We start from the raw sequence: 25,777 nt of genomic DNA on the forward strand, positions 1-25,777 counted from the left end.
ATCCCGACCGTAATGGCGAAGTGGCGCGCTCCCGTGGTCCACTTGCCGGGTGGAGTCATGGGCCATCGAGGACCGGCGAGGCGGGGACTACGACCTGCTGCTCGATCTCGCGCAGGAGCGCGGCCGGGCGGGCCTGGAGCGGGCGCTGCGGGAGGCCGTACGGGCGGGCCGGCTGGCGGCCGGGACGCGGCTGCCGTCGAGCCGGGTGCTCGCCCGCGACCTGGGACTGGCCCGCAACACCGTCGCCGGCGCCTACAGCCAGTTGGTCGCCGAGGGCTGGCTGACCGCGCGCCAGGGCTCGGGGACGCGGGTGGCCAGGCGCACGGAGGAGGCCCCCGCCGCCCGGGTGGTACGGCGGCGCCGGGGCGCGGGCCCGGCGCCGGTGGCTCCGGCGGAGTTCGCCCCGGACCCGAGCGGGCTGCCGTACAACCTGTTCCCGGGTTCGCCCGACCTCTCGTCGTTCCCGCGCGCCGCCTGGGCGGCGGCCGCCCGGCGCGCGATCATCGCGGCGCCCAGCGAGGCGTTCGGCTACTCCGACCCGCGCGGCCGCCCGGAGCTGCGGACGGCGCTGGCCGCGTACCTCGCGCGGGTCCGCGGGGTGCGCGCCGACCCGGAGACGCTGGTGATCTGCACGGGATACGTGCAGGCCGTCGGGCTGCTGGCCCGGGCGCTGCACGCCCGGGGCGCGCGCCGGGTCGGGGTCGAGGAGCTCGGCTTCCCCAACATCCGCACGCTGGTGCGCAGCGCCGGGCTGGAGACGGTGCCGCTGCCGGTCGACGCCGACGGCGCCGACGTCCGCGGCCTGGACGAGCGCACCGCGGCCGTCCTGCTCACGCCCGCCCACCACTTCCCGACCGGCGCGCTGCTGTCGCCGGGGCGCCGTACGGCCGTGGTGGCGTGGGCGCGTGCCACCGGCGGCGTGGTGCTGGAGGACGACTACGACGGGGAGTTCCGGTACGACCGGCAGCCCGTGGGCGCCCTCCAGGGGCTCGCCCCCGGGCACGTGGTGTACGCGGGGACGGCGAGCAAGAGCCTGGCGCCCGCGCTGCGGCTGGCGTGGATGGCCGTACCGCCGCACCTGCTGGACGCGGTGGTACGGCAGAAGCGGCTGGCCGACCACCACTCCCCGGTGCTGGACCAGTTGACGCTCGCGGAGTTCCTCACGTCGGGGGCGTACGACCGGCATGTGCGGCGGATGCGGCTGCGCTACAGGTCGCGGCGGGACCGGCTGGTGGCGGCGCTCGCGACACGGGTGCCGGGGGTGCGGGTGTCGGGCATCGCGGCCGGGCTGCACGCGGTCCTGCGGCTCCCGCCCGGCACCGCGCCGCTGGACACCCTCGTGGCCCGCGCCCACCGCCGCGGCCTGGCGCTCAGCGGCCTCCCCACGTACGGGGCGGCGCCGGACGTCCCGCCCGCCCTGGTCATCGGCTACGGGTCCCCGCCCGAGCACGCTTTCGGCGGCGCGGTGGACCTGCTGTGCGAGGTGCTCCGCGAGTCGGGAGCGGACGCGTAGGACGCGGCACGACGCGCGTAAGGGGCCCCGCACCAGGGGCGGGACCCCTTACAGGCGCTTATGGGTCGCCGTGGACGCCGGGAGCGTCAGATGAGGCCGAGCGCGCGGACCGCCTCGCGCTCGTCCTGGAGCTCCTTCACCGAGGCGTCGATCCGCGGCCGCGAGAAGTCGTTGATGTCCAGGCCCTGGACGATCTCCCAGGCGCCGTCCTTGGTGGTCACCGGGAAGGAGGAGATCAGGCCCTCCGGGACGCCGTAGGAGCCGTCGGAGACGACCGCCATGGACGTCCAGTCGCCGTCGGCGGTGCCGTTGACCCAGGTGTGGACGTGGTCGAGGGCGGCGGAGGCGGCCGACGCGGCCGAGGAGGCGCCGCGGGCCTCGATGATGGCCGCGCCGCGCTTGGCGACGGTCGGGATGAAGGTGTCGGCCAGCCACTTCTCGTCGTTCACGACCTCGGCGGCGTTCTTGCCCGCGACCTCGGTGTGGAAGACGTCCGGGTACTGCGTCGCGGAGTGGTTGCCCCAGATGGTCATGCGCTTGATGTCGGAGACCTGCGTGCCGGTCTTCTTCGCCAGCTGCGCGATCGCCCGGTTGTGGTCCAGGCGGGTCATCGCGGTGAAGCGCTCGGCCGGTACGTCGGGCGCGGCGGCGCGCGCGATCAGCGCGTTCGTGTTGGCCGGGTTGCCGACCACGAGCACCTTGACGTCGTCCGCGGCGTGGTCGTTGATCGCCCGGCCCTGCGGCTTGAAGATGCCGCCGTTGGCGGAGAGCAGGTCGCCGCGCTCCATGCCGGCGGTGCGCGGGCGGGCACCGACCAGCAGGGCGACGTTGGTGCCGTCGAACGCCTTGGTGGCGTCGTCGGTGATCTCGATGCCGCGCAGCAGCGGGAAGGCGGCGTCGTCCAGCTCCATCGCGGTGCCCTCGGCGGCCTTGAGCGCCGGGGTGATCTCCAGCAGCCGGAGCTTCACCGGCACGTCCGCGCCGAGCAGGTGACCCGCGGCGATGCGGAAGAGGAGGGCGTAGCCGATCTGGCCGGCCGCTCCGGTGACGGTGACGTTGACGGGAGTGCGAGTCATTGCCTTCTCCTGGCCTTTTCCTGCGGGGGTGGCCGGCCGCCCCGGCAAGTGGCCCGAGCGGCCCTTCACGTGGATCTCTCGGCGATCTCTCGGCGATCTCTTGGCGTCAAGAGAGCCACCCGTCAGGCTATCGCCTGCGGGACCGGCGGATCACGCGCGGTCGTGTGGGGCGGGTCACCCGGCGGCACGGCTCGTCCCCCAGGGCGCGCCATGCGCGCCCGCGTCCCGGCCGCGGCCCTACCCGACGCACACGCCGAGGACGATCACCCGCAGGCACAGCCGGGACGAGGACGGAGCCGGGGACGGCGACGGCGACTCGGACGGCGACCCCGGCGCGCTCGGAGGCGGCGAGGCCGTGGGCGAACCGCCGGGAGGTGCCCCCGTCGCGCCCGTTCCGCCGCCGGTCGTGCCCGCGCCCCCCGCACCGCCCCCCGCACCGCCTCCCGTCGGCGCGGGCTGTGCCCCGCCGGCTCCGGGCGCCGCGGACGGGGACTGCGGCCCGAGCGCGGGCGAGGGCCGGTCCGTTGCGCCCGCGCCCCCGGCTGCGGCCCCGGCGTCCGCGCCCCGGGCGGCGTCCCCCGGCGTACCGCCGGAGGCGGCCGGAGCGGAAGGGGCGGCTCCCGGGGCGCCCGACGAGCCGCGGGAGGCCGACGGCCCCGGGGGGCCGGAGACGGCCGGAGCGGCGGACGGGCCGGAGACGTCCCTGGCGCCGGGCGCCCGCCCCGTGCTCGGCCCGGCGGTGATCATCACACCGACCAGCGCGGCCACGGCCAGCGCCCCGGCTGCGACGAGCAGCAGCAGGCGCCGGCGGCTCGCGGGGAGCCCCTCGTCGGCCCCGAGCGGGTCGAGCGGGTCGGGGTGCGGCACCGGTTTGCCGCGCCCCCGCCCGCCGGCACCCGAACCTGCCTTCCGTGCCAGCTCGTAGAGCGCGCCGACCCGGTCGTAGTCCGCGCCGGACGCCTGGGCGAGCACCTCGACGGCGTCCAGCGGCGGCAGACGGCGCCCGGCGAGGGCCAGCGACCACGTCTCGGCCGACTGCCCGGTCCGCGCCGCGAGGGACGGCACGGTCAGCCCGCTGCGGTCCTTCATCCGCCGCAATTGCGTCGCCAGCCGCCGCACGTCCACCGGGATGCTGTCGGCCAGCGGCTCCCACTGCCCCATCGACGCCCCCTCCACCATGGCGCCGCCCGGTCCGTTGCCGCGCCGTGGCCACGCTAGAACGCCAGTGCCCCGCCTCGCGGATTTTTCCGGACAGTGCGCACGAAAGGCGTACGGAGTGATAAGAGCACCACCCGGCCCCTGTACGCAAAAGCGCGCTCCCGCGTGCGCCCGTACCGTCCGTGGGCGCCTACTCCGGCGTGCGGGCGGCCGGTACGCCCGCGTCCCGCCCGCGCGTACACCCCCTGAGCCGCGCGTCCCGCGCTCACGTACGCCCCCGCAGCCACCGGCTCACTGCACGCTGAAGTGGATCACGTCCTCCAGGAAGGGGATGCGGACCAGCGGGTCGGGCTGGGCCATCAGGGCCAGCAGCACAATGGCCGAGCCGAGGATGCCGTACGTCAGCACGTCCGTGAACCGGCTGCGGACCGCCAGCATGCCGACGGCGGTGACCGTCCACCGCAGCAGACCGCCCACCAGCAGCGAGACGCCGACGATGATGGCGCCGGCGCGGAACGCGCCGGTCGCTGTGGTGATCAGGCCCGTGGCGGTGCCCGCGACGACAAGGAGGATCGGCCACTGGCGCACCGGGGCCGGGGCGTCGCCCCCGGCCGCCCGTCCGCCGCCCTCGGGGCGCGCGGTGGACGTGGTGACCGCCGGCCGCCCGCCCGGACCGCGCTCGACCGGCCGCCCGTCAGTGGACATGGCCCGCGGCCCGGTCCGCTGCGCCGCGTTCCGCCGCCTCCACCACGTTCTGCAGCAGCATCGCCCGGGTCATCGGGCCGACGCCGCCGGGGTTGGGCGAGAGCCAGCCGGCCACCTCGGCGACACCGGGGTGCACGTCGCCGACGATCTTCCCGTTCTCGTCGCGGCTGACACCGACGTCCAGCACGGCCGCGCCCGGCTTGACGTCCTCCGGCTTGACCAGGTGCGGCACACCAGCGGCGGCCACGATGATGTCGGCCTGCCGCAGCTGCGCGGACAGGTCGCGGGTGCCGGTGTGGCACAGCGTCACCGTGGCGTTCTCGGACTTGCGGGTCAGCAGCAGCCCGATCGACCGCCCGACGGTGATGCCGCGCCCGACGACCGCCACATGGGCGCCGTTGATCTCCACGCCGTGGCGGCGCAGCAGTTCGACGATGCCGTTGGGGGTGCACGGCAGCGGCCCCTGCTCGCCCAGGACCAGGCGGCCCAGGCTCATCGGGTGCAGCCCGTCCGCGTCCTTGGCGGGCTCCATCAGTTCGAGCACCCGGTTGGTGTCGATGCCGGCGGGGAGGGGGAGCTGCACGATGTAGCCGGTGCACTCCGGGTTCGCGTTCAGCTCGCGGACGACCTCCTCGATCTCGTGCTGGGTCGCGGTCGCCGGAAGCTCGCGCTGGATGGAGCCGATGCCCACCTGCGCGCAGTCGCGGTGTTTCCCGGCCACGTACCAGCGGCTGCCCGGGTCGTCGCCGACCAGCAGGGTGCCGAGGCCGGGGTTGATCCCGCGCGCCTTGAGCGCCTGGACGCGGGTGGTCAGTTCGGACTTGATCGCGGCGGCCGTGGCCTTGCCGTCGAGAATCTGGGCGGTCATGCCTCCATACTCCCGGATCCGGGCCGCGCCCGACCAATCCCCCCGGCCGATTCCCCACCGCCCCCCGCCGCCCTCCCACCCTCCCCCGGCCGCTCTCCGCCCGATCGCCGGGGCGCGCGCACCGGTCGGCGCCGCCCCCGGCGCGGACTCACAGCGTCTCGTCCCCCTTTGTCCCTTGCGCCCGGACAGCGCGCGGCCCCACGATGTGCCGGTCCCCATGCGTCCCCCGGCACGTCCCGCCTCCGCCGGGGGCCCGCCCGTCCCGCTCGAAGGAAAGCACGTGAATCAGCCCCCAGGCCCCGGTCCCTACGACGGCCCGCCGCAGCAGCCGTACGGCGGTCAGCCCCAGCAGCCGTACGGTTATCCGCAGCAGTCCCCGTACCCGCAGCAGGAGCCCTACGGGCAGCCGGGCTACGGGCAGCCCGGCGGCTACCCGGGCGCCGCTCCCGGCTACCCGCCGCAAGGCTACGGATACCCGCCGCCCGGCGGCCCGCTGCCCGGGATGCCGCCGCTGGCGAGCTGGGGCGCGCGGGTGGGCGCCGCGCTGCTGGACGGGCTGTTCTTCCTGGTGCCGATGGGCCTGCTCATCGCGGGCTACGTCCAGTTGGCCATCAAGATCAGCAAGCGCTGGGACGACTGCGACAAGCTCAACATCCCCCGCAGCGACTGCCCCACCCCCAAGGCGCCCGGCAGCTCCATCGCCCTCATGATCGTCGGCGCCCTGCTCAGCCTCGCGCTGGGGCTGTGGCTGTGCTACCGCGAGGGGAAGACCGGCCAGACCCCGGGCAAGCGCATCGTCGGCATCCGCCTCCTGCGCGAGTACGACGGCTCCGCCCTCGGCTTCGGCCTGGCCTTCGGCCGCCGGCTGCTGCACTTCCTGGACGGCATCTGCTACATCGGCTACCTGTGGCCGCTGTGGGATCCCAAGAACCAGACGTTCGCCGACAAGATCGTGCACACGGTGGTCATCAAGGACCAGCAATGAACAGCGCTCGGCGAACGACCCGCTGACCGCGTGTAAGGCGCGCAGACGGCCGCACCCTATGCGCCGGGCCGCACCCGACGCATAGGGTGCGGCCCGGCGGTCGTGTGCGACCTCAGTGGAACGCGGCCTCAGTGGAAGAAGTGCCGGGTGCCGGTGAAGTACATGGTGACGCCCGCCTTCCGGGCCGCCTCGACCACCAGCTCGTCGCGGATGGAACCGCCCGGCTGGGCGACCGCCTTGACGCCCGCGGCGGCCAGGACCTCGAAGCCGTCGGGGAAGGGGAAGAAGGCGTCGGAGGCCGCGTAGGAGCCGGCCGCGCGCTCCGCCCCGGCGCGTTCGACCGCGAGCTTGGCGGAGTCCACGCGGTTGACCTGGCCCATGCCGACACCGACGGTGGCGCCGTCCTTGGCGAGCAGGATCGCGTTGGACTTCACCGCCCGGCAGGCCCGCCAGGCGAAGGCGAGTTCGGCCAGCCCGTCCGCGTCCAAGGCCTCGCCGGTCGCCAGCGTCCAGGTGGCCGGGTCGTCGCCCTCCGCCTGGAGGCGGTCCTTGGTCTGCGCCAGGATCCCGCCCTCCACGGGCCGGTACTCCAGCGCGGCGCGCGGCGCCTCGGGGCAGCGCAGCACCCGGATGTTCTTCTTGCGGGCCAGCACCTCGACGGCGCCGTCCTCGTAGTCCGGCGCCACGATGACCTCGGTGAAGATGTCCGCGACCTGTTCCGCCATCGCCACCGAGACCGGCCGGTTGACCGCGATCACCCCGCCGTACGCGGAGACCGGGTCGCAGGCGTGCGCCTTGCGGTGCGCCTCGGCCACGTCGGAACCGACGGCGATGCCGCAGGGGTTGGCGTGCTTGATGATCGCCACGCACGTCTCGTCGTGGTCGTACGCGGCGCGGCGCGCGGCCTCGGTGTCGACGTAGTTGTTGTACGACATCTCCTTGCCGTGCACCTGCTCGGCGCCGGCCAGCCCACCGCCGGTGCCGTCGCCGTACAGCGCCGCGCCCTGGTGCGGGTTCTCGCCGTAGCGAAGGGTGTTCAGGCGCTCGTACGTGGCGCCGATGAAGTCGGGGAAGTCCCCGTCGCCGTCCGCCGCATAGGAGGAGGCGAACCAGGAGGCGACCGCGACGTCATAGGCGGCGGTGTGCTGGAACGCCTCGGCGGCCAGGCGCTTGCGGGCCGCCAGGTCGAAACCGCCGCTCTTGACGGCGGCGAGCACGTCCTCGTAGCGGCCGGGGCTGGTGACGATGGCGACGCTGTGGTGGTTCTTGGCGGCGGCGCGCACCATCGACGGGCCGCCGATGTCGATCTTCTCGACGCACTCGTCGTCACTGGCGCCCGAGGCGACCGTCTCGCGGAAGGGGTACAGGTTGGACACGACCAGCTCGAACGGGCGGATGTCCAGCTCGTCCAGCTGGCGGCGGTGGTCGTTGAGGCGGAGGTCGGCCAGGATGCCGGCGTGCACCCGCGGGTGCAGGGTCTTCACCCGGCCGTCCAGGCACTCGGGGAAGCCCGTGAGCTCCTCCACCTTGGTGACGGGCAGGCCGGCCGCGGCAATGGTCGCGGCCGTCGACCCGGTGGAGACCAGCTCGACCCCGGCCTCGTGCAGGCCGCGGGCCAGCGCCTCCAGGCCGGTCTTGTCGTAGACACTGATCAGGGCGCGGCGGATGGGCTTGCGGCCGCCCTCGGCGGTGGTGGTGCCGTCGGCGTTCGTAACGTCGGCGCTCATGCCGGAATCAGAACCTTTCGTCCCTCGATGCGGTAGCCGTCGCGTGACAGCCGCCCTACTACGTCGACGAGCAGTCGTCGCTCGACTTCCTTGATGCGCTCGTGGAGCGCTTCTTCCGTGTCGTCCGGCCGAACCTCGACCACGCCCTGGGCGATGACCGGGCCGGTGTCGACGCCGTCGTCGACGAAGTGGACGGTGCACCCGGTGACCTTGGCGCCGTACGCGAGCGCGTCGCGCACGCCGTGCGCCCCGGGGAAACTCGGCAGCAGCGCCGGGTGGGTGTTGACGAACCGGCCGCCGAACCTGGCGAGGAACTCCTTGCCGACGATCTTCATGAAGCCGGCCGAGACGACCAGGTCGGGCTCATGGGCGGCGACGGCCTCGGCCAGGGCCAGGTCCCACGCGGCACGGGAGTCGTGGTCCCGCACCCTGACGACGAAGGTGGGCAGGCCGGCGCGTTCCGCCCGTTCGAGGCCGGCGATGCCGGTGCGGTCGGCGCCGACGGCCACGACGGTGGCGCCGTAACCGGGGTCGGCGGCAATGGCGTCGAGCAGGGCCTGCAGGTTCGTGCCGGAACCGGAGACGAGGACGACGAGGCGGGCGGGGGCGTTACGGGGGGCCACGGGCGGGAGCTCTCTCGGGGTGCGGCTCGTGATGGGGCTCAGGCTTGGATGATCCTACGAGGACGGGGCCGGCCGGATTCCGGGGAACCCTACGAGGCCGCCGACCGTCAGCAACGATACCGGCACTCCCGGCGGCCCCCACGGGACGGGGGAGCGGCCGGAGGGTAGCGTCTGCACCTGGCAGTGGTATCGCACGGCCGCGGTCGGGGGTCCGCGGGACACGGCAAGGACGCGGGAACCTCGCGTCGGCGACATATTTCGTTCACGGACATCGTTCATGCGGACCGGCGGTACGGGCGGTCACAGGCACCGCCCGCACCACAGGCGCCGGTCATGCATCGGTCACGAGGAGAGTCGAGCCCAAGGGGATGGCGCTTTACATCATGAGCAGCGGCCGTATTCACATCGCGCTGCGCGCGCCGGAGGGCGATCAGCGGGACAACCCGTTCGCGCCGCCGCCCGAGGGAGCACCGGACCGCCCCTGGCAGCCCAGGCTGCCACAGGGGCAGGACGGCGGGAGCCGGGGCGAGGGGGGATCTCGTGACGGCGCCCGGGGTTCCGGCGAGCACGGCCAGGGCGATCAGGGCGATCAGAGCGGCCCGGCCGGTCAGGGGCCGGGGCGGCAGGGCGGCGCGGGGGGCCGAGGCGGCGCCGGAGGCGGGAGCGGGCCGGACGGCCAGGGCGCCCCGCCGCCTCCCGTGTGGGGCAGCCAGTGGAGCAGCCGGCAGCCGCAGTCCGGGCGTCCGGAGCCGTTCGCCCGCCGGCCCGACGCGCCGCCGACCGGTCCGCAGGGCCAGGGCCCGCGGTTCGACCCGACGGACCCGGCGCAGCGGCGCTCCCGCTACGCCCTGGTCTGCGGCGGATGGGGCCTGATCTTCGTCCTCTTCGGCTGGATCGCGGTGGGCTTCCTGCTGGGCGCCCTCGCCCTCTACTGGGGCGTCTCCGCGCTGCGGATGTCCCCGGAGGACCGCGCCCGCGCCCGCGCGTCCGCCGCGTCCGCGCTGGCCGACGCGACCCAGACCCCGCGCCCCGCGCCGCCCGCCCCGGGGCCGGACGCGCAGCGCTCCTTCCTGACGGCGGCCTGGACCGGCATCATCGCCTCCGCGATCACCCTCGCCCTGGTCGCGACCGCCTACGCCTTCCAGCTCGCCTACCGCGACTACTACACCTGCAAGTCCGACGCGCTCACGACGCCCGCGTCCCAGTCCTGCGAGAAGCTCCTCCCGGCCCCGTTCCGCCACCTCTCGGCGTTCCACGACTGACGGGGCCCGGGCGGCACCGCCTTGAGCGCCCTCACTCCTCACTCCTCACTCCTCACTCCTCGGGCGGCGGGAGCGGCTCGGGCGGAGCCGGCCACGGCAGAGGGTCCGGCAGGGGCGGGCCGTCCTGCTCGGGGGGCGGGAAGAGCGCCACGCGCGTCCGCGTGAGCTTCCGTGCCGTGGCCGCGGCCGGCGCCGGGCCGGTCGGTGATTCGGTCGCCGGGCCGGTCGGCGAGGGGGCCGGGGCCGGTACGGACGGCGGGGGCGCCCCGGGCGTCGGCGTCCGGGTCGCCGTCTTCGGCGGTGACGGGTGGGGGCGGGTACGGCGGCCCGGTCCGAAGCGGCGTACGACAAGTGCGCCCGGCAGGCCCAGGGCCAGGGCCCAGGCGGTGGCGAGCGCGCCCGCGTACCACCAGGTGGGGCCGAAGTCGGCGAGCAGGCCGGTGCCGAGGGCGCCGCCCGACCAGGCGGCGAGGACGGCGAACGCGAGGCCGTGCAGGAGCGCGGCCCCGGCGGCGGCGCGCACGGCCCGGCCGAACGCCAGCGGCTCGCGGCCGAGACAGACGGCGAGCCCCGCGGCGGCCAGCACGGGCACGGCGAGCGCCGCCCAGCCCGCCCCGGCGGCACCCGGCGACGGCACGGCGGCCAGCAGCGGGAAGTCGGGCAGGACGGGGTGGCCCGAGGTGCCGGCGGGCGCGACCGCCGTCCCCGTCCCGACGGCGAACCCGGCGCCGACCGCGTAGGACCCGCCCCACACCGCGAGATTCGGGACGAGGACGACGGCGAGGAGGAACAGCGAGAAGCGGCCCACCAGCGGGGTGCTGAGCCGGGCGTACGTGGCGCCGGACCGGCCCGCGTGCCAGGCGAGCGAGGCGCCGCCCAGAAGCGCGCCCCCGGCCAGGAGCACGCCGGTGGCGACGGCGGCCGCACGCAGCGCGGCGCGCGCCTCGCCCGCGTACCCCCGCAGCCGTCCGAAGGGCCGCCCGCACCCCGTCCACGCCCCGCACCCGGCGGCGCCCGCCGCGAAGAGCGGCACGTAGAGCGCGGTGAGCGGCGCCACGTGGACGGGACCGCTCGCCGTGTACGTCACCGCCAGCGCGACGACCGACAGGTACCCGGCGAGCACCCAGCCGCCCACCACCGCCGCCTCGCGCGGCTCGCTCGCGTCCTCCGCCACGACGGCCGACACCGTGCCCCGGTACAGCAGCCACGCGGGCAGCGCGCTCAGGAGCAAGGGCGTCAAGGCGATGGGCGCAGGGTCACCCGAAAGCGTTTGGGTGCGGACCAGGTCCGCACCCTGGGCCAGCAGCCAGAGCCCGGCGCCGACGTGCAGGGCCCCGCCGAGGTCGCTGTCGGGGAACGGCGAGCCGATCCACAGCAGCAGCACGACCGCGGCCGGCACCCCCAGTCCGAGCCCGGCGGCGACGGCCCCGGCGGCGAGGGCCGACACCCGGGCCACCGGCCACCGCCGGCCCGCCTCCCGTTCCGGAGCCGGGCGGGGCGGCCGGGCAGCGGAGCCGGAGCCGGCCCCGGCTCCGGCGGGAGGAGGGGCAGGCGTGGGCCCGGGCGCGGACCCGGGATCCGGGGCGGGCGGCCGGGGATCGGGGGCGGGCGCCGGGTCCGGGCCGTCGGAGGAGTCCGTCATGGCGTCCCATGATGCCGACCGCACCCGTTTCGCCCAGGGAACAGGTGAACAGCCGCCGTGTCGCACACGATAAGGCTTATGCGTCTTTTGTTCCGATCATCAGCCGACCGGTCCCCCGGGCTCCCGACGGACACCGGCCGATGAGTCCGCGCAGGAAGTCCCCGGCGACGGCCCGGGCGGCCTCGGAAGCCCGGGAGAGGGCACCTGAGGCGGCCCCTGGGAAGACCCCGGAGAAAGCCCCGGAGGGCGCCCCGGAGGGCGCCCCGGAGGGGAACGACGGGGGCGGCGGGGGCGCGGCCGGCGTAACCCCGCAGGGCGGACCCGGGCCCGTACAGGAGCGCGCGGACGAGGCCGGAACGCCGGCCCGTACGCCCGAGGACGCCTTCGACGGGCTGTACGCGCGCTCCGCCGACGGCCTGGTACGGCAGGTGGTGCTGCTGACCGCCGACGCGGGGCTCGCGGGCCGGGCCGTGACGCGCGCCTTCGACCTGGCCTGGCAGCAGTGGCCCGAGGTCGCCCGGGACGGTGATCCGGTCGGATGGGTGCGCGCGGCGGCGTACGACTTCGCGCTCGCGCCCTGGCAGCGGTGGCTGCCCGGACGTTGGCACCCGAGGCCCGCGCCCGTGGGAGCGCTGGCGGCCGCGCTGCTCGCGCTCCCGCCTGCCCGGCGCCGCGCGGTCGTGCTCCGGGACGCGGTGGGACTCAGTCCGGCCGAGGTGGCGGTGGAGGTCGAGGCCGGCGCGCCGGCGACGGCCGCGCGGATCGCCGGCGCGCGGGAGTCCCTGGCCGCTGCACTGCCGGCTCGGGATCCGCGGCAGGGCGGCGGGGAGAGCGGCGCGGGAGGAGACGCGGCGGACGGCGGCGGGGCGGCGGTCGCGGCGGCGCTGCGGGCGCTGCTGGAGGACGGCGGGCCCGGGCCGGGGCTCGTATCCGTACCCGTACCCTCACCGGCCGCCGTGCGGGAGGCGAGCGAGCGCGGGGCGCGGCGGCGGGTGGTCGCGTCATTGGCGCTGTCCGGGCTCATCGCCGCGGCGACCGCGGTCGCCGTCCTCCTGGGACCGGCAGCGGGCCACGGGCACGGGGCCGGAGCGGGACAGGAACCGCGCCAGGGGTACGGGGCCGGACAGCACGACGGCGCGGGCCCGTCCCCCTCGGGGGAGCGGGCCCGCGCCGTCGAACGGCGGGACGGGCGGCCGGCGGCCGCTGGTCAGCCGGCCAGGATGGCCCGGGCGAGGCGGGCGGTCTCGGACGGCGTCTTGCCGACCTTGACGCCGGCGGCCTCCAGGGCCTCCTTCTTGGCCTGGGCGGTGCCGGAGGAGCCGGAGACGATGGCGCCGGCGTGGCCCATGGTCTTGCCCTCGGGCGCGGTGAACCCGGCCACGTAACCGACCACCGGCTTGGTCACGTTCTTCTCGATGAAGGCCGCGGCCCGCTCCTCGGCGTCGCCGCCGATCTCGCCGATCATGACGATCAGGTCGGTGTCGGGGTCGGCCTCGAACGCGGCGAGCGCGTCGATGTGGGTGGTGCCGATGACCGGGTCGCCGCCGATGCCGACCGCGGAGGAGAAGCCGATGTCGGACAGCTCGTACATCATCTGGTACGTCAGCGTGCCGGACTTCGACACCAGGCCGATGCGGCCGGCGGAGGTGATGTCGGCCGGGATGATGCCGGCGTTGGACTGTCCGGGGCTGATCAGGCCGGGGCAGTTGGGGCCGATGATGCGGGTCTTGTTGCCCTTGGCCTGGGCGTGCGCCCAGAAGACGGCGGTGTCGTGGACCGCGATGCCCTCGGTGATCACGACGGCGAGCGGGATCTCGGCGTCGATCGCCTCGATGACCGCGCCCTTGGCGAAGGCCGGCGGGACGAAGATGACGCTGACGTCGGCGCCGGTGGCCTCCATGGCCTCCTTGACGGTGCCGAACACCGGTACGGAGCGGCCGTCGAAGTCCACCGTCTGGCCCGCCTTGCGCGGGTTGGTGCCGCCGACGATGTTGGTGCCCGAGGCGAGCATGCGGCGGGTGTGCTTCATGCCCTCGGAACCGGTCATGCCCTGGACGATGACCTTGCTGTCCTTGGTGAGGAAGATAGCCATGATTGTGTCTCGGTCCTCGTCCCTTGTTACTTCGCGGCCAGCTCGGCGGCGCGCTCGGCGGCGCCGTCCATGGTGTCCACCTGCTCCACCAGCGGGTGGTTCGCCTCGGTGAGGATGCGGCGGCCCTCCTCGGCGTTGTTGCCGTCCAGGCGGACGACCAGGGGCTTGGTGACCTCCTCGCCCTTGGACCGCAGCAGCTCCAGGGCCTGCACGATGCCATTGGCCACCGCGTCGCAGGCGGTGATGCCGCCGAAGACGTTGACGAACACGGACTTCACGTCCGGGTCGCCGAGGATGATCTCCAGGCCGTTCGCCATGACCTCGGCGGAGGCGCCGCCGCCGATGTCGAGGAAGTTGGCCGGCTTGACGCCGCCGTGCGCCTCACCGGCGTACGCGACCACGTCCAGGGTGCTCATGACCAGGCCCGCGCCGTTGCCGATGATGCCGACCTGGCCGTCGAGCTTGACGTAGTTCAGGCCCTTGGCCTTGGCGGCGGCCTCCAGCGGGTTGGCGGCGGCCTTGTCCTCCAGCGCCTCGTGGTCGGGCTGGCGGAAGTCGGCGTTGGCGTCGAGCGAGACCTTGCCGTCGAGCGCGATGATCTTGCCGTCACCGGTCTTGACCAGCGGGTTCACCTCGACCAGCAGGGCGTCTTCCTTGATGAAGACGGTCCACAGCTGCTGCAGCACGTCGGCGACCTGGTCGGCGACCTCCGCCGGGAACTTGGCGGCCGCGACGATCTCGGCGGCCTTCTGCGGGGTCACGCCCTCCAGCGCGTCCACCGGGATCCTGGCCAGCGCCTCGGGGTTCTCCTCCGCGACGACCTCGATCTCGACGCCGCCCTGCACGGAGGCCATGGCCAGGAAGGTGCGGTTGGCCCGGTCGAGGAGGAAGGAGACGTAGTACTCCTCCTTGATGTCGGCGGTCTGGGCGAGCATCACCTTGTGGACCGTGTGGCCCTTGATGTCCATCCCGAGGATCGCCTCGGCCTTGGCGACGGCGTCCGCCGGGTCGGCGGCCAGCTTCACACCGCCGGCCTTGCCGCGGCCTCCCGTCTTGACCTGCGCCTTGACGACCGCCCGGCCGCCGAGTCGCTCCGCCACCGCGCGCGCCGCCTCAGGCGTGTCGATGACTTCACCGGCCAGCACCGGTACCCCGTGCTTGGCGAAGAGGTCCCTCGCCTGGTACTCGAACAGGTCCACGCGCGTCCGTCTCCCTTTTCCCTGGTGTTCCCTGGATTGTCCCTGGATGTCAGGAGCGTCTCGGGCTGCTGCCGCCGGGTGTACAGCGCTGCCAGATCCGCCTGGGCGTGCCGCTACGGGCAGGGCGACTGCACTGTCACAAGGGAAGCGCACACGGTGACCGAGGGCGCGGCATGTCCGTCTTGCAGGTTATCGCCGTCGGTACTGCCGACCTAAATCGCGGGTCGCGTGATGGCGGTGAGAACAGTCACAACCTTGCGTCCGTGAGGCGCTCGGGGGGCGGGCCGACGGGCACGGGCGGGCGAGGCCCCGGGCTCGGGCTCGGGCTCGGGCTCGGGCGGCCGGGGCGCACCGGCCGCGGGTCAGGCGGGCACGGCGGGCACCGGGAGCGGGCGCTTCTCTATCGCGGCGGCCATGACCTCGGGGAAGAGGTCGGGCGTGCAGGCGAACGCGGGGGCTCCCAGGGACGCCAGCGCCGCCGCGTGCTCCCTGTCGTACGCGGGCGCCCCCTCGTCCGACAGCGCGAGCAGCGCCACGAACTGCGCTCCCGACGCCTTCATCGCGGCCACCCGCTTCAGCATCTCGTCGCGTATCCCGCCCTCGTACAGGTCGCTGATCAGCACCACCACGGTCTCGGCGGGGCGCGTGATCAGCGTTTGGCAGTACGCCAGCGCGCGGTTGATGTCGGTGCCGCCGCCGAGCTGGGTGCCGAACAGGACGTCCACCGGGTCGTCGAGCTGCTCCGTCAGGTCGACCACGGCGGTGTCGAAGACCACCAGCTTGGTGGCGATGGACCGCATCGAGGCCAGCACGGCGCCGAAGACGGAGGCGTAGACGACCGAGGCCGCCATCGACCCCGACTGGTCGACGCAAAGGATCACGTCCTTCTTCACGGCCTGGTCGGCCCGGCCGTACCCGATCAGCCGCTCGGGCACCACCGTGCCGTACTCGGGCAGGTAGTGCTTGAGATTGGCCCGTATCGTGCGGTCCCAGTCGATGTCCCGGTGGCGGGGGCGGCGCACCTTGGCGCTGCGGTCCAGCGCGCCGGTCAGGGTGGCCCTGGTCCGGGTCGCGAGCCGCTTCTCCAGGTCCTCGACGACTTTGCGGACCACCGCCCGCGCGGTCTCCTTCGTCGTCTCGGGCATCGCCTTGTTCAGCGACAGCAACGTGCCCACCAGGTGCACGTCCGCCTCGACCGCCTCCAGCATCTCCGGCTCCAGCAGCAGCGCGGACAGCCCGAGCCGGTCGATGGCGTCCCGCTGCATCACCTGCACCACGGAACTGGGGAAGTACGTCCTGATGTCCCCCAGCCACCGGGCCACCTGCGGTGCCGAGCCGCCGAGCCCCGCCCCCCGCTCACCGCTCCCGCCGCCGGCCGCGGCGCCGCCCGCCCGCCCGGCCCCGTACAACGCGGTGAGCGTCCGGTCCATCGCCGCGTCCCGCCCGGCCAGTTCGTGCCCGGTGCCGTCCGCCGGCCCGCCGCCCAGCACCAACCGCCAACGGCGCAACCGCTCTTCGGTGTCAGTCATCGTCACGGCCTCCTGAGGCGCGGGTGGGAAGGTCTTCGGGTACTGGGGCGCCGGGCATGCCTCCGGCCGCGGGCGCCGGTGCCGTCCGCGGAACCGGCCCCGGAATCCCGGCGGCCGCCAGGTCGGTGGTCGTCGTGGTGCCGAGCAGGAGCCTTACGGTGTGGGCGGCGGCGTCCGCGCGCGCACGGTCGACGCCGGGCCCGAAACCGGGCAGGCCGACCTCGGTGGCGTCCCGGCGACGGCGCTCCCCGGCCGGGCCGCGGCGCACCAGCTCCCCCACGGTCCTGCGCACCCCGGGCTCGAACTCGGCGAACGTCCGCCGCAGCAGCGGCAGCACGTCCGTGAACGCCTCCCCGCTCACCCCGGCCAGCCAGCCGTCCACCAGCCCGAGCAGCCGCTCGTCGTGCACCAGCAGCATCCCGCCGCCGGCCAGGAAGCCCTCGATCCAGGCCGCGGACTCGGCCGGACCGGTGCCCGCGGACAGCGCCAGACCCATGAGCCGCGCGGCCTCACCGGCACCGAGCCGGCCCTCGTCCAGGAGCAGCCGCGCTGCGGAGCCCCGCAACAGCCCTGATATCGCGCCGTCCCGCTCGGCCAGGCCGCGCAGCATCCCGGACCACGCCTCGCGCAGTTCCCGTGCGCGGGAGCCGTCCGGGAGGAGGGCCATCGCGCGGTGGACCTCGTCCATGTGGACGCGCAGGGCCGCGGCGCCGTCCGCGTCGAGACCGGCGCAGGCCGGGGGGAACCCGACGCATATGCGCTGGGCGAGGCCCTCCGCGACCCGGGCGAGGGCGGCGGAGTCGGTGCCGCGCACGTCGCCGTAACGGACCGCGCGCACCAGGGCGGGGAACGCGGCGGCGAGGTGGGCGACGTCCGCGTCCAGGGCGGCGCGGTCCGCCAGCGCCCGCATCACCGTGGGCAGGGCGCCGGCCAGCCCGGCCGGCAGGCACCGCTCGGCGACCGAGGTGACCTCGGCGAGCGTGGTGGCGCGGACGGCCTCGTCCTGCGCCCGGGCGGTCGCCGCCGTCTCCACGGTGGTGCCCCAGATCCCGGCCTCCGCGACGCGTATCGCCACCTCCGGTTCCCACCGCAGCCGCCAGCTCTCCCGGAACGTCCCCTTCCCGGCCCGCCCCGCGGCCGGCTCGCCCCAGCCGATCCCCAGCATCCGCAGCCGGTGCAGGAGTTGGCTGCGGGCCGCGTCGACGTCCTTGCGCAGGTCCAGGTCGAGCTCGCGCTCAAGCGCCTCGGGCTTGAGGCGCAGCCTGCGCTGCTCACGGGCCAGGTCGCGGGCGAGCGGCACGGCGGGGGCGTCCGGCGGGACGTCGCCGAGCACGTCGCCGACCACCAGCCGGTCCCGGATCAGGGCCAGTGGCACGTCCGACCCGTCGCACATGACCGCGCGGACCGCGTCCATGGTCTCGCCGAGCCCGGCGAGCGGCCGGCCGCGCATCGCAGCCAGGGTGTCGGCCAGCCGCACGGCCTCTATGACGTGCGCGGACGACACCGGCAGGTCCTCGTCCCGCAGCAGCCCCGCGACCTTGGTCATCCACCGCGTCACCGGGCGGTCGGGCGAGGTGAACAGGTGCTGGTACCAGCCCGGCGAGTCGATCCCCGCCCCGTATCCGCCGGCCCGGGCCAGACGGCGATGGGTCCAGGGCACCCATGTCGTCTCCACCTTGGCCTTGGGCAGACCCTTCAGCAGCTGCCGGTCCGCCGCCGCCGTCGTGCGCGCGGCCAGCGCGGGGACGTGCCAGGCACCGCACACCACCGCCGTCCTGTCGTGCGCCCTGCGGGCCTCGCGGACGCGCAGCCGCATGTGCGCCTCCCGCAGCGGGTCCTGGTCGTGCCCGCCGTCGCCGTAGGTCTCGCGGATCATCCCCATGGCCTCGGCCAGGGCCTCGAACGGCGCGAGCGCGTCCCCGCCCTCGGCCTGCGCCCGGTGTTCCACGGCGTCCTCCCACCACCGCTCCGGATCGTCGTACCCGGCGGTCCTGGCGAGCACCGCCAGCGGATCCACCCGTACGGCCTCGGCGTCCCCGGCCGGCTCCTCCGGATCCGGGCAGTCCTGGGGGTCCGGGCGGTCCTCCGGGTCCGGTCCGGCGCCATGGCCGGGCGCATTCCCGGGGGCCGCCTCGTCCTCGACGGCCGTACGCAGGGCCAGCGTGTGCGCGGCCGGCAGGTCGATGAACCGCACGTCCGCACCCGCCTCCAGGGCCCACCGCAGGGCCACCCACTCGGGGGAGAACTCGGCGAAGGGCCAGAAAGCCGCACGAGCCGGGTCGTCCAGGACGTGCGCGAGCAGCGCGACCGGCGGCCGCATCTCCGCGTCGGCGGCCAGCGCCACGAGGGCGTCGGCCTCCGGCGGCCCCTCGATGAGGACGGCCTGCGGCCGGTAGGCGTCCAGCGCAGCCCGCACGGCCCGGGCCGAACCGGGGCCGTGGTGGCGCACCCCCAGCAGCACCAGGTCCCCGGTCCGCGCTCCGGACGCACCGCGGGAGCCCGAAGCCCGGGACGCGACCGCAGGCGCGTCGCGAGCCTGTCCGGCCGCCCGGCCGGCCGCCGCCAGGTCGCGGGCCTGCGGGGTGCCGCTCGCGGCAAGGGTGCTCATGCCGACACCTCGCGGCAGGCGCGGTAGAAGTCCTTCCAGCCGTCGCGCTCGCGGACGACCGTCTCCAGGTACTCCTGCCAGACGAGGCGGTCGGCGGCCGGGTCGCGGACCACCGCGCCCAGGATGCCGGCCGCGACGTCACCGGCCCGCAGCACACCGTCGCCGAAGTGGGCGGCGAGCGCCAGGCCGTTGGTGACGACCGAGATCGCCTCGGCCGTGGACAGCGTGCCCGAGGGGGACTTGAGCCTGGTGCGGCCGTCCTCGGTGACGCCGCCGCGCAGCTCCCGGAAGACGGTGACGACGCGGCGGATCTCGTCCGTACCCCGCGAGGCCGCGGGCAGGTCCAGGCCGTGGCCGATCTGCTCGACCCGGCGGGCGACGATGTCCACCTCCTCCTCCGCGGTGGCGGGCAGCGGCAGCACCACCGTGTTGAAGCGGCGGCGCAGCGCGCTCGACAGGTCGTTGACCCCGCGGTCGCGGTCATTGGCGGTCGCGATCAGGTTGAACCCGCGCACGGCCTGGGTCTGCGTACCCAGCTCCGGTATCGGCAAGGTCTTCTCGGACAGGATGGTGATCAAGGTGTCCTGCACGTCGGCCGGAATACGGGTCAGCTCCTCCACACGGGCGATCCGTCCCTCGGCCATCGCCCGCATCACCGGACTCGGCACCAGCGCGTCCGGGCTCGGGCCGTGGGTGAGCAGCTGCGCGTAGTTCCACCCGTAGCGGATCGCCTCCTCCGGGGTGCCGGCCGTGCCCTGGACCAGCAGGGTGGAATCGCCGCTGACCGCCGCGGCCAGGTGCTCCGACACCCATGTCTTGGCCGTGCCGGGCACGCCGAGCAGCAGCAGCGCACGGTCGGTGGCGAGAGTGGTGACGGCGACTTCGACGATGCGCCGCGGGCCCACGTACTTCGGGGTGATCACGGTGCCGTCGGGCAGTGTGCCGCCCATCAGGTACGTGGCCACGGCCCAGGGCGACAGCTTCCAGCGCGCCGGCCGCGGCCGGTCGTCCGCGGCCGCGAGCGCGGCGAGCTCGTCCGCGAAGGCGTCCTCGGCGCACGGCCGCAGCGCCTGCCCGCTCTTCTCCCCGTCCCCGCTCTTCTCTTCGTGCGCGTCGAGCAGCGCGCTCGGCCGCGCGCCCGCGTCCGCGAGCGGGCCGCCCTGCCGGTCCCGCTCGGTCGCGATGCCGGTCCCGGCCCCGGCCCCGGTCGTTTCTGACATGGCTCTCCCCCAGTCGATCGATACGTCGAAATGCGGGAAAAATCCCGCCGCACGACCTCTCGGCCGGTGCTGTGTTCCACCATGCACCCCGCCACTGACAATCGGTCACTTTCCGCGATCCGCGCAGCTCAGAGCGATTGTCAGTGGCTCCCCCTACCGTGATGGGCATGGAGACGGACGCACGGTGGACAGCCGATCAGGTGCTCGCGCTCGCGCCTGACGACTCATCGAGGAAAGCGGGCGCGCGGCTCGCCACGCCTGCGCCGTGGACGGGCACGGGGACGGCGGGCGCGGCGGTGTGGGGGCAGTGCAGGGGCAGTGGGAGCAGGCCGTATCAGACGGCGGTCGACCTCAGCGGTCCCGCGTTCCGCTGCACGTGTCCGAGCCGCAAGTTCCCGTGCAAGCACGCGCTGGGTCTGCTGCTGCTGTGGGCCGGGGGCGATTCGGGGCCGGTCGGCGCCGCCGCCGCGCCGGACTGGGTGGAGCAGTGGACCGCGGCGCGCCGGGAGAAGGCGGCGCAGCGCGGGGCCGAGCCGCCGGCCCGGGCCGCAGCGGGCCCGGCCGACCCGGAAGCGGCGCGGCGGCGGGCCGACCGCCGGGCGGTCCGGGTGGAAGGGGGCGCCGCCGAGTTGGAACAGCGGCTCACCGACCTGCTGCGCGGCGGTCTCGCGGGCGCCGACCGCGCCGGGTACCAGCCGTGGGACGAGATCGCGGCGCGCATGGTCGACGCGCAGGCACCGGGACTGGCCGCGCGCGTACGGGAGGTGGGGGCGGTGGTGGCCACCGGGGGCGACTGGCCGTCACGGATGCTGGAGGAGACGGCGCTTCTGCACCTGCTGGCCCGCGGGTTCCTCGGCCGGGAAGGGCTGCCGGGCCCGCTCGCGGACACCGTGCGGACAAGGGTCGGGTTCACGGTGGACGCGGCGGAGCTGCTGGCCGGTCCGACCGTGCGGGGCCAGTGGCTCGTCCTGTCGCAGCACGACTCGGCGGACGACCGGCTGACCACCCGGCGGATCTGGCTGCACGACGAGGAGGCCGACCGGTTCGCCCTCCTGCTGTCGTTCGGAGCGGCCGGGCGGGCGCCCGAGCTGGTCCTCCCGGTGGGCACGGTGATGGACGCCGAGCTCGCCTACCACCCGGCCGCCCTGCCGCTGCGTGCCGCTCTGGGCCCGCGCCACGGCGTCCAGGCGCCGTCCCGCGTGCCCGCCGGCACCACGGTCGGCACCGCCCTGGCGGCGTACGGCTCCGCGCTGGCCGACGATCCCTGGCTCGACGCCTTCCCGGTCCTGCTCTCCCCCGTGGTGCCGCTGCCCGGCGCCGACCGCTGGCAGCTCGCGGACGACGGCTCGCGGGACGCCGTCCCGGTGGCCGCCACGGGCTCCGCGCAGTCGCTGTGGCGCCTGGCCGCGGTGTCGGGCGGTCACCCCCTGACCGTCTTCGGCGAGTTGGGCCCGACCGGCATACGCCCGCTGACGGCATGGGCGGGCGGCTCGCCGGAACCCGTCGCCTTGTAGGGCGCCGTCGCCTTGCGGGGCGGGGCCCGCTCCTCGGGACACATGACGCAGCGGACAAGGGGGAATCGATGGACGTGAAGTGGGACGACCTGGTGGGCAGCGCCCTGCTGGGCACGGAGCGGCGGCGCCCGCCGGGCGTGGTGGGGGACGCGCAGGAGGCGGCGGCCGGCCTGCTGGACGCCGCGGCGAGCGGAGTGGTGCGGCGCAGGGCCGGCCTCACCCCGGGGGTTGCCGGGGAGCGGCCCAGGCCCGCGCCGGCGGACCGTCGGCCGCCGCTGCCGGACGCCGCGCGGCGGCGGCTGGCGATGCTGCTGGCGGACCGTGCGGGGGACGGTTCGCGGGCCTGGCGCAGGGGGGCGGCGCCCAACCTCGCGGAGCTGCTGCCCCAGTGGCTGGGCGCGGCCCGCGCGGAGGGATACGCCGCCCCGCCCGAGTTGCTGCCGGCGCTGCTGGACGCCGCCAGGGCCCGCACCGACCTGCGGGCCGACGCCCTGGCGCTGGCGGGGCCGCGCGGCCTGTGGCTGGCGGAGCTGAACCCCGACTGGAAGTTCGCGTTGCGCGCGGGCCGGGCCGGGGCGGCTCCCGGCCGGGTCGCGGAGGAGCCCGAGGCGGCGCGGCGTCTGTGGGAGGAGGGCTTGTTCGCCGAGCGGGTCGCCCTGCTCACCCGGCTGCGGCTGGCCGACCCGGCCGCCGCGCTGGACCTGCTGGCCTCGACCTGGCGCGGGGAGCGGGCCGAGGACCGGCTGATGTTCCTGGACTCCCTGCGGACCGGGCTGGGTCCGGCGGACGAGGAGTTCCTGGAGGAGGCGCTGTCCGACCGCAGCCGCAATGTGCGGGCGACGGCCGCGGAACTGCTGTCGGCGCTGCCCGGGTCGGCACTGGCCCAGCGCATGGCGGCGCGCGCCCGCAGCTGTGTGTCGCTGGGTCCGGACGGAATCATGGTCGAGGCGCCGTACGAGTGCGATGCGGCGATGGAACGCGACGGGGTGGCCGCCAAACCGCCCAGCGGCAGGGGCGAACGGGCCTGGTGGCTGGGCCAGTTGGTGGACGCGGCGCCGTTGGCCGTGTGGCCGGCCCGGTTCGGCGGGCGCACCCCCGAGCAGATCGTCGCGCTGCCCGTGCTCGACGACTGGCAGGGGGACCTGCACGCCGCCTGGTGCCGGGCGGCGGTGCGCCAGCGGGACCCGGCGTGGGCGCGGGCACTGCTCGGGCCGCCGCCGGCCCCGGCCGCGCCCGTCGCGGCGGTCGGCGACCCGGCGAAGCTCCTGTCGATCCTGCCCGTACGGGAGCGGGCGGAGTGGGTGGCGGACTTCATAGCGACGCACGGCTTGTCCGAAGCGTTCCAGATGCTGGGTGTGTGCGCGGTCCCGTGGTCGGACCGGCTGGGCGCGGCGGTTATCGACGCGCTGGACGTGGCCCGGGACGTGGGCAGCTACCCCTGGAGCTTCAGCGGCGTGATGGGCCTGGCCGAGCGGTGCCTCGACCCGGCGGCGGCCGACCGCGTGGCCCTGCTCGCCGCCGCCCCGGAGGAGCGGCCGGACAGCGCGCCGGGAGCGAGCGCGTACTGGGCGGAGGCGTTCCAGCGGCTGACCGGCACGCTGCGGCTGCGCGCACTCATGCTTGCCGAGCTGCGCCCGGGAAGTACCGCCCCGGGCTCACCCGGACGGGCGGAGAACGAGTGAGAGACAAGCGAAGGGGGCGTTGAGACGGCGGGCGGGATGCGGCCTGCAGGTGCGGCCTGCGGATGCGGCCCACGGGAGGGGGCGCGCGTACGCCCTGCGGATGCGGCCCGCGGGAAGGGCGGGTGCAGCCCTCGGGTGCGGCCCGCGGGTGCGGCCAGGGGGAGGGGCGCACCCGTCCAGGTGGGTTCCCCCGGGCCCAGGGGGGGCGGAGCCGGCGGATGCCGTCTCCGGTACGCCACCGCGCCGTAAGGCCGCCCCACCGCGCCTCGGGCCACCCAGCCTCAGGCCGTCCCGCGCCACGCCGTAGGGCCGACGCGCCGCGCCGCTGCCACGCGCCAGCCGTCAGCGCCCGCCACGCCGCGCCTCAGGCCGCCCGCACCTCCTCGGGCCGAGCCACGCCGTCAGGCCGCCGCGCCTCGGACCGCCCCGCCTCGGGCCACCCCGCCGCGCCATGCCGCAAGGCCGCCACGCCGCGCCTCGGGCCACCCCGCCGCGCCGCTGCCACGCGCCAGCCGCCACCCCGCCACGCCCCGCCCGCCGCGTGCGTCGGGGCGTCCCGCCGCACCGTAGCCCGGGGCCGCCACCGGCCCGGCGGCGGCAGCGGGCACCCGTATGGCGGGATCAGGCGTCGGCCGTTTGGGGGACGTTGGCGTTCACCCAGGCGACGACGTCGCTCGTGGGGGTGCCGGGGGTGAAGATCGCGGCGACGCCCAGTTCCTTCAGGGGAGGGATGTCCGCCTCGGGGATGATGCCGCCGCCGAAGACCTTGATGTCGGTCGCGTCGCGCTCCTTGAGCAGCTCTATCACCTTGGCGAAGAGCGTCATGTGAGCGCCGGAGAGGATGGACAGCCCGATCGCGTCGGCGTCCTCCTGGATGGCCGTGTCGACCACCTGTTCCGGCGTCTGGTGCAGGCCGGTGTAGATGACCTCCATGCCGGCGTCGCGCAGGGCCCGTGCGATGACCTTGGCTCCGCGGTCGTGGCCGTCGAGACCCGGCTTGGCGACCACCACGCGGATCGGTCCGGACACACCCATCACTGCCTCCATGGCTACGGCCCAAGGGCCTGGGACTCGGGTCACCGCGACGGGGCGGCGTACCACACCGTGTGAACGCACGTTATCGCCCCCGTCCGGCGCACGTCAGTTTTACGCCGGGCTCCGAGGGGGAAATCACACAATGGGACACATTCAGCAGGACCGGGCCCGCCAGAGCCCCTCCGGCGCGGGACACGCCGGAGCGGCGGTGCCGGGCTCGGGCACGTTCCGCAGGAGCCGCTGTCAGGACGCCGCATCTCCGCGCTCGCAGCCGCAGGGCGTGGCGGTGCGGCCTCCGCTCCGGCTCCCGCCGAGGGCGTCGCAGGGCCGAGACAGACCCCGTGGCGCCACGACGGGAGGTGGGTCATGGCCGCCCAGTCCTCAGATGTACAGCCATTCGGGGAAGATCCGGGGGACGAACCGGGCGACAGTCGCTGGGGCCCGCTGAGCTGGGGCAAGCACGGCGCCGATCTGCTCCGGGTGACCGCCATCGACCTGGCCGTGCTCGCCGGGCACATGCTGCTCTACCCGACCGGGATACTCCCCGAGCGCATCCCGTCACCGTCCGCGAGCCCGGACCCGCCCAAGGGCGACCGGCTGACGAAACCGGCCGGCCCGCCGACCCAGGGCCTCGGCCGCCCCCCGGTGCTCCTGCTGCACGGCTTCGTGGACAACCGGTCGACGTTCACCCTGTTGCGCCGCTCGCTCCAGCGGCACGGCTGGAAGAGGGTGCAGGCCCTCAACTACTCCCCGCTGGCCGGGGACATCCGCAACACGGCGCAGGTCCTGGGCCCGCACATCGAACAGATATGCGAGCAGTCGGGCCATGGCCGGGTGGACATCGTGGCGCACAGCCTGGGCGGGCTGATCGCGCGGTACTACGTGCAGCGTCTCGGCGGTGACACGCGGGTACGGACGCTGGTCACACTGGGCACGCCGCACGCCGGCACCCGGTCGATCCCCGCCCTGGCCCCGCATCCGCTGGCCCGGCAGATGCGGCCCGGCTCCGAGGTGCTGGAGGAGCTGGCGCGGCCGGCGAAGGGGTGCAGCACCCGGTTCGTGGCCTTCTGGAGCGACCTCGACCAGCTCATGATCCCGGCGGAGGCGGCGCGCCTCGAACATCCCGACCTGACGATCGCGAACATCGCCGTGAGCGGAATCGGACACCTGTCCCTGCCGGTACACGGAACGGTGGCCGCGCAGATACGGCGGGCACTGGCCGGGGAGGGCCCGGCGGACGGCACCGTCGACGCCGCATAACGGACACATAACGGTCGAATATCAACCGAACACCGGGCAAGGTGGACGCCAGATCCCGGCCGGAGATTGTCGGGGCCGG

Annotated in this window: 19 protein-coding genes; 6 read left to right on the forward strand and 13 right to left on the reverse strand. The window is 75.3% G+C overall.

Annotated features, from left to right (window positions below):
- Positions 1–49: 49 nt before the first annotated feature.
- Positions 50–1,513, forward strand: a complete 1,464-nt coding sequence (locus tag K7G61_RS17550) for a PLP-dependent aminotransferase family protein (RefSeq protein ID WP_225847809.1) — start codon at positions 50–52, stop codon at positions 1,511–1,513.
- Between the two features lie 86 nt (positions 1,514–1,599).
- Here the strand turns inward: K7G61_RS17550 and K7G61_RS17555 are convergent, their stop codons facing one another.
- From K7G61_RS17555 to K7G61_RS17570, 4 genes are all read right to left on the reverse strand, one after another.
- Positions 1,600–2,589 carry a malate dehydrogenase gene (locus K7G61_RS17555; protein ID WP_225847810.1) on the reverse strand — a complete coding sequence of 330 codons (990 nt, stop codon included), beginning with the start codon at positions 2,587–2,589 and terminating at the stop codon, positions 1,600–1,602.
- Between the two features lie 237 nt (positions 2,590–2,826).
- A complete protein-coding gene (locus K7G61_RS36485) occupies positions 2,827–3,768 on the reverse strand; it encodes a helix-turn-helix transcriptional regulator (protein ID WP_263984515.1) in 942 nt (313 codons plus the stop codon).
- 270 nt (positions 3,769–4,038) lie between these two features.
- Positions 4,039–4,452 carry a DUF3017 domain-containing protein gene (locus K7G61_RS17565; protein ID WP_225847811.1) on the reverse strand — a complete coding sequence of 138 codons (414 nt, stop codon included), beginning with the start codon at positions 4,450–4,452 and terminating at the stop codon, positions 4,039–4,041.
- The gene (locus tag K7G61_RS17570) at positions 4,442–5,320 is read right to left on the reverse strand and encodes a bifunctional methylenetetrahydrofolate dehydrogenase/methenyltetrahydrofolate cyclohydrolase (RefSeq protein WP_225847812.1); all 879 of its coding nucleotides are present in this window, start codon (positions 5,318–5,320) and stop codon (positions 4,442–4,444) included. Before K7G61_RS17570 ends, K7G61_RS17565 begins: the two co-directional genes overlap by 11 nt.
- A gap of 280 nt (positions 5,321–5,600) precedes the next feature.
- Between K7G61_RS17570 and K7G61_RS17575 the strand changes: the two genes are divergently transcribed.
- Positions 5,601–6,305, forward strand: a complete 705-nt coding sequence (locus K7G61_RS17575; protein ID WP_225847813.1) for an RDD family protein — start codon at positions 5,601–5,603, stop codon at positions 6,303–6,305.
- A 128-nt stretch (positions 6,306–6,433) separates the two neighbouring features.
- Here the strand turns inward: K7G61_RS17575 and purH are convergent, their stop codons facing one another.
- Together purH and purN are read right to left on the reverse strand one after the other, a co-directional pair.
- On the reverse strand, positions 6,434–8,032 hold the full coding sequence (gene purH, locus K7G61_RS17580) for a bifunctional phosphoribosylaminoimidazolecarboxamide formyltransferase/IMP cyclohydrolase (protein ID WP_225847814.1): 1,599 nt from the start codon (positions 8,030–8,032) through the stop codon (positions 6,434–6,436).
- A complete protein-coding gene (gene purN / locus K7G61_RS17585; RefSeq protein WP_225847815.1) occupies positions 8,029–8,655 on the reverse strand; it encodes a phosphoribosylglycinamide formyltransferase in 627 nt (208 codons plus the stop codon). Before purN ends, purH begins: the two co-directional genes overlap by 4 nt.
- Positions 8,656–9,023: 368 nt before the next feature.
- On the opposite strand from purN, the gene K7G61_RS17590 reads away from it, so the two are divergent.
- Positions 9,024–9,917, forward strand: a complete 894-nt coding sequence (locus K7G61_RS17590; RefSeq protein WP_225847816.1) for a hypothetical protein — start codon at positions 9,024–9,026, stop codon at positions 9,915–9,917.
- 52 nt (positions 9,918–9,969) lie between these two features.
- Here K7G61_RS17590 and K7G61_RS17595 read toward each other — a convergent pair whose 3' ends face one another.
- The 6 genes from K7G61_RS17595 to K7G61_RS17620 form a co-directional block, all read right to left on the reverse strand.
- The gene (locus K7G61_RS17595; protein WP_225847817.1) at positions 9,970–11,373 is read right to left on the reverse strand and encodes a DUF6350 family protein; all 1,404 of its coding nucleotides are present in this window, start codon (positions 11,371–11,373) and stop codon (positions 9,970–9,972) included.
- A 1,393-nt stretch (positions 11,374–12,766) separates the two neighbouring features.
- Positions 12,767–13,651 carry a succinate--CoA ligase subunit alpha gene (sucD, locus tag K7G61_RS17600; RefSeq protein WP_225847818.1) on the reverse strand — a complete coding sequence of 295 codons (885 nt, stop codon included), beginning with the start codon at positions 13,649–13,651 and terminating at the stop codon, positions 12,767–12,769.
- Positions 13,652–13,677: 26 nt separating this feature from the next.
- Positions 13,678–14,850 (reverse strand): ADP-forming succinate--CoA ligase subunit beta, encoded by a 1,173-nt coding sequence (sucC, locus tag K7G61_RS17605; protein WP_225847819.1) that lies wholly within the window; start codon positions 14,848–14,850, stop codon positions 13,678–13,680.
- Between the two features lie 362 nt (positions 14,851–15,212).
- Entirely contained in the window at positions 15,213–16,379 is a 1,167-nt protein-coding gene (locus K7G61_RS17610) for a VWA domain-containing protein (protein ID WP_225847820.1), read from the reverse strand.
- The gene (locus K7G61_RS17615) at positions 16,372–18,987 is read right to left on the reverse strand and encodes a DUF5682 family protein (protein WP_225847821.1); all 2,616 of its coding nucleotides are present in this window, start codon (positions 18,985–18,987) and stop codon (positions 16,372–16,374) included. The genes K7G61_RS17610 and K7G61_RS17615 overlap by 8 nt, the downstream gene beginning before the upstream one ends.
- Positions 18,984–20,207, reverse strand: a complete 1,224-nt coding sequence (locus K7G61_RS17620; protein WP_225847822.1) for an AAA family ATPase — start codon at positions 20,205–20,207, stop codon at positions 18,984–18,986. Before K7G61_RS17620 ends, K7G61_RS17615 begins: the two co-directional genes overlap by 4 nt.
- Before the next feature lie 161 nt (positions 20,208–20,368).
- On the opposite strand from K7G61_RS17620, the gene K7G61_RS17625 reads away from it, so the two are divergent.
- Both K7G61_RS17625 and K7G61_RS17630 read left to right on the forward strand, forming a co-directional pair.
- Complete coding sequence (locus K7G61_RS17625) at positions 20,369–21,721, forward strand: SWIM zinc finger family protein (protein WP_225847823.1); 1,353 nt, start codon at positions 20,369–20,371, stop codon at positions 21,719–21,721.
- Positions 21,722–21,789: 68 nt separating this feature from the next.
- Positions 21,790–23,403 (forward strand): DUF5691 domain-containing protein, encoded by a 1,614-nt coding sequence (locus K7G61_RS17630; RefSeq protein ID WP_225847824.1) that lies wholly within the window; start codon positions 21,790–21,792, stop codon positions 23,401–23,403.
- A gap of 621 nt (positions 23,404–24,024) precedes the next feature.
- Here the strand turns inward: K7G61_RS17630 and K7G61_RS17635 are convergent.
- Positions 24,025–24,438, reverse strand: coding sequence for a cobalamin B12-binding domain-containing protein (locus tag K7G61_RS17635; protein WP_225847825.1), 414 nt, complete (start codon positions 24,436–24,438; stop codon positions 24,025–24,027).
- A gap of 366 nt (positions 24,439–24,804) precedes the next feature.
- Between K7G61_RS17635 and K7G61_RS17640 the strand changes: the two genes are divergently transcribed.
- Positions 24,805–25,698: an alpha/beta fold hydrolase gene (locus tag K7G61_RS17640; protein ID WP_225847826.1), complete on the forward strand. Its 894-nt coding sequence runs from the start codon at positions 24,805–24,807 to the stop codon at positions 25,696–25,698.
- Positions 25,699–25,777 lie beyond the last annotated feature (79 nt).

This window comes from Streptomyces sp. HPF1205 (assembly GCF_020400825.1).
In the GTDB taxonomy this organism is placed as follows: Bacteria; Actinomycetota; Actinomycetes; order Streptomycetales; family Streptomycetaceae; genus Actinacidiphila.

Coding starts and splice junctions, on each gene's coding strand:
- K7G61_RS17555 (WP_225847810.1), bottom strand. CDS start 2,589: ATGACTCGCACTCCCGTCAACGTCACCGTCACCGGAGCGGCCGGCCAG.
- K7G61_RS36485 (WP_263984515.1), bottom strand. CDS start 3,768: ATGGTGGAGGGGGCGTCGATGGGGCAGTGGGAGCCGCTGGCCGACAGC.
- K7G61_RS17565 (WP_225847811.1), bottom strand. CDS start 4,452: ATGTCCACTGACGGGCGGCCGGTCGAGCGCGGTCCGGGCGGGCGGCCG.
- K7G61_RS17570 (WP_225847812.1), bottom strand. CDS start 5,320: ATGACCGCCCAGATTCTCGACGGCAAGGCCACGGCCGCCGCGATCAAG.
- purH (WP_225847814.1), bottom strand. CDS start 8,032: ATGAGCGCCGACGTTACGAACGCCGACGGCACCACCACCGCCGAGGGC.
- K7G61_RS17590 (WP_225847816.1), top strand. CDS start 9,024: ATGGCGCTTTACATCATGAGCAGCGGCCGTATTCACATCGCGCTGCGC.
- sucD (WP_225847818.1), bottom strand. CDS start 13,651: ATGGCTATCTTCCTCACCAAGGACAGCAAGGTCATCGTCCAGGGCATG.
- K7G61_RS17610 (WP_225847820.1), bottom strand. CDS start 16,379: ATGACTGACACCGAAGAGCGGTTGCGCCGTTGGCGGTTGGTGCTGGGC.
- K7G61_RS17615 (WP_225847821.1), bottom strand. CDS start 18,987: ATGAGCACCCTTGCCGCGAGCGGCACCCCGCAGGCCCGCGACCTGGCG.
- K7G61_RS17620 (WP_225847822.1), bottom strand. CDS start 20,207: ATGTCAGAAACGACCGGGGCCGGGGCCGGGACCGGCATCGCGACCGAG.
- K7G61_RS17625 (WP_225847823.1), top strand. CDS start 20,369: ATGGGCATGGAGACGGACGCACGGTGGACAGCCGATCAGGTGCTCGCG.
- K7G61_RS17630 (WP_225847824.1), top strand. CDS start 21,790: ATGGACGTGAAGTGGGACGACCTGGTGGGCAGCGCCCTGCTGGGCACG.
- K7G61_RS17635 (WP_225847825.1), bottom strand. CDS start 24,438: ATGGGTGTGTCCGGACCGATCCGCGTGGTGGTCGCCAAGCCGGGTCTC.
- K7G61_RS17640 (WP_225847826.1), top strand. CDS start 24,805: ATGGCCGCCCAGTCCTCAGATGTACAGCCATTCGGGGAAGATCCGGGG.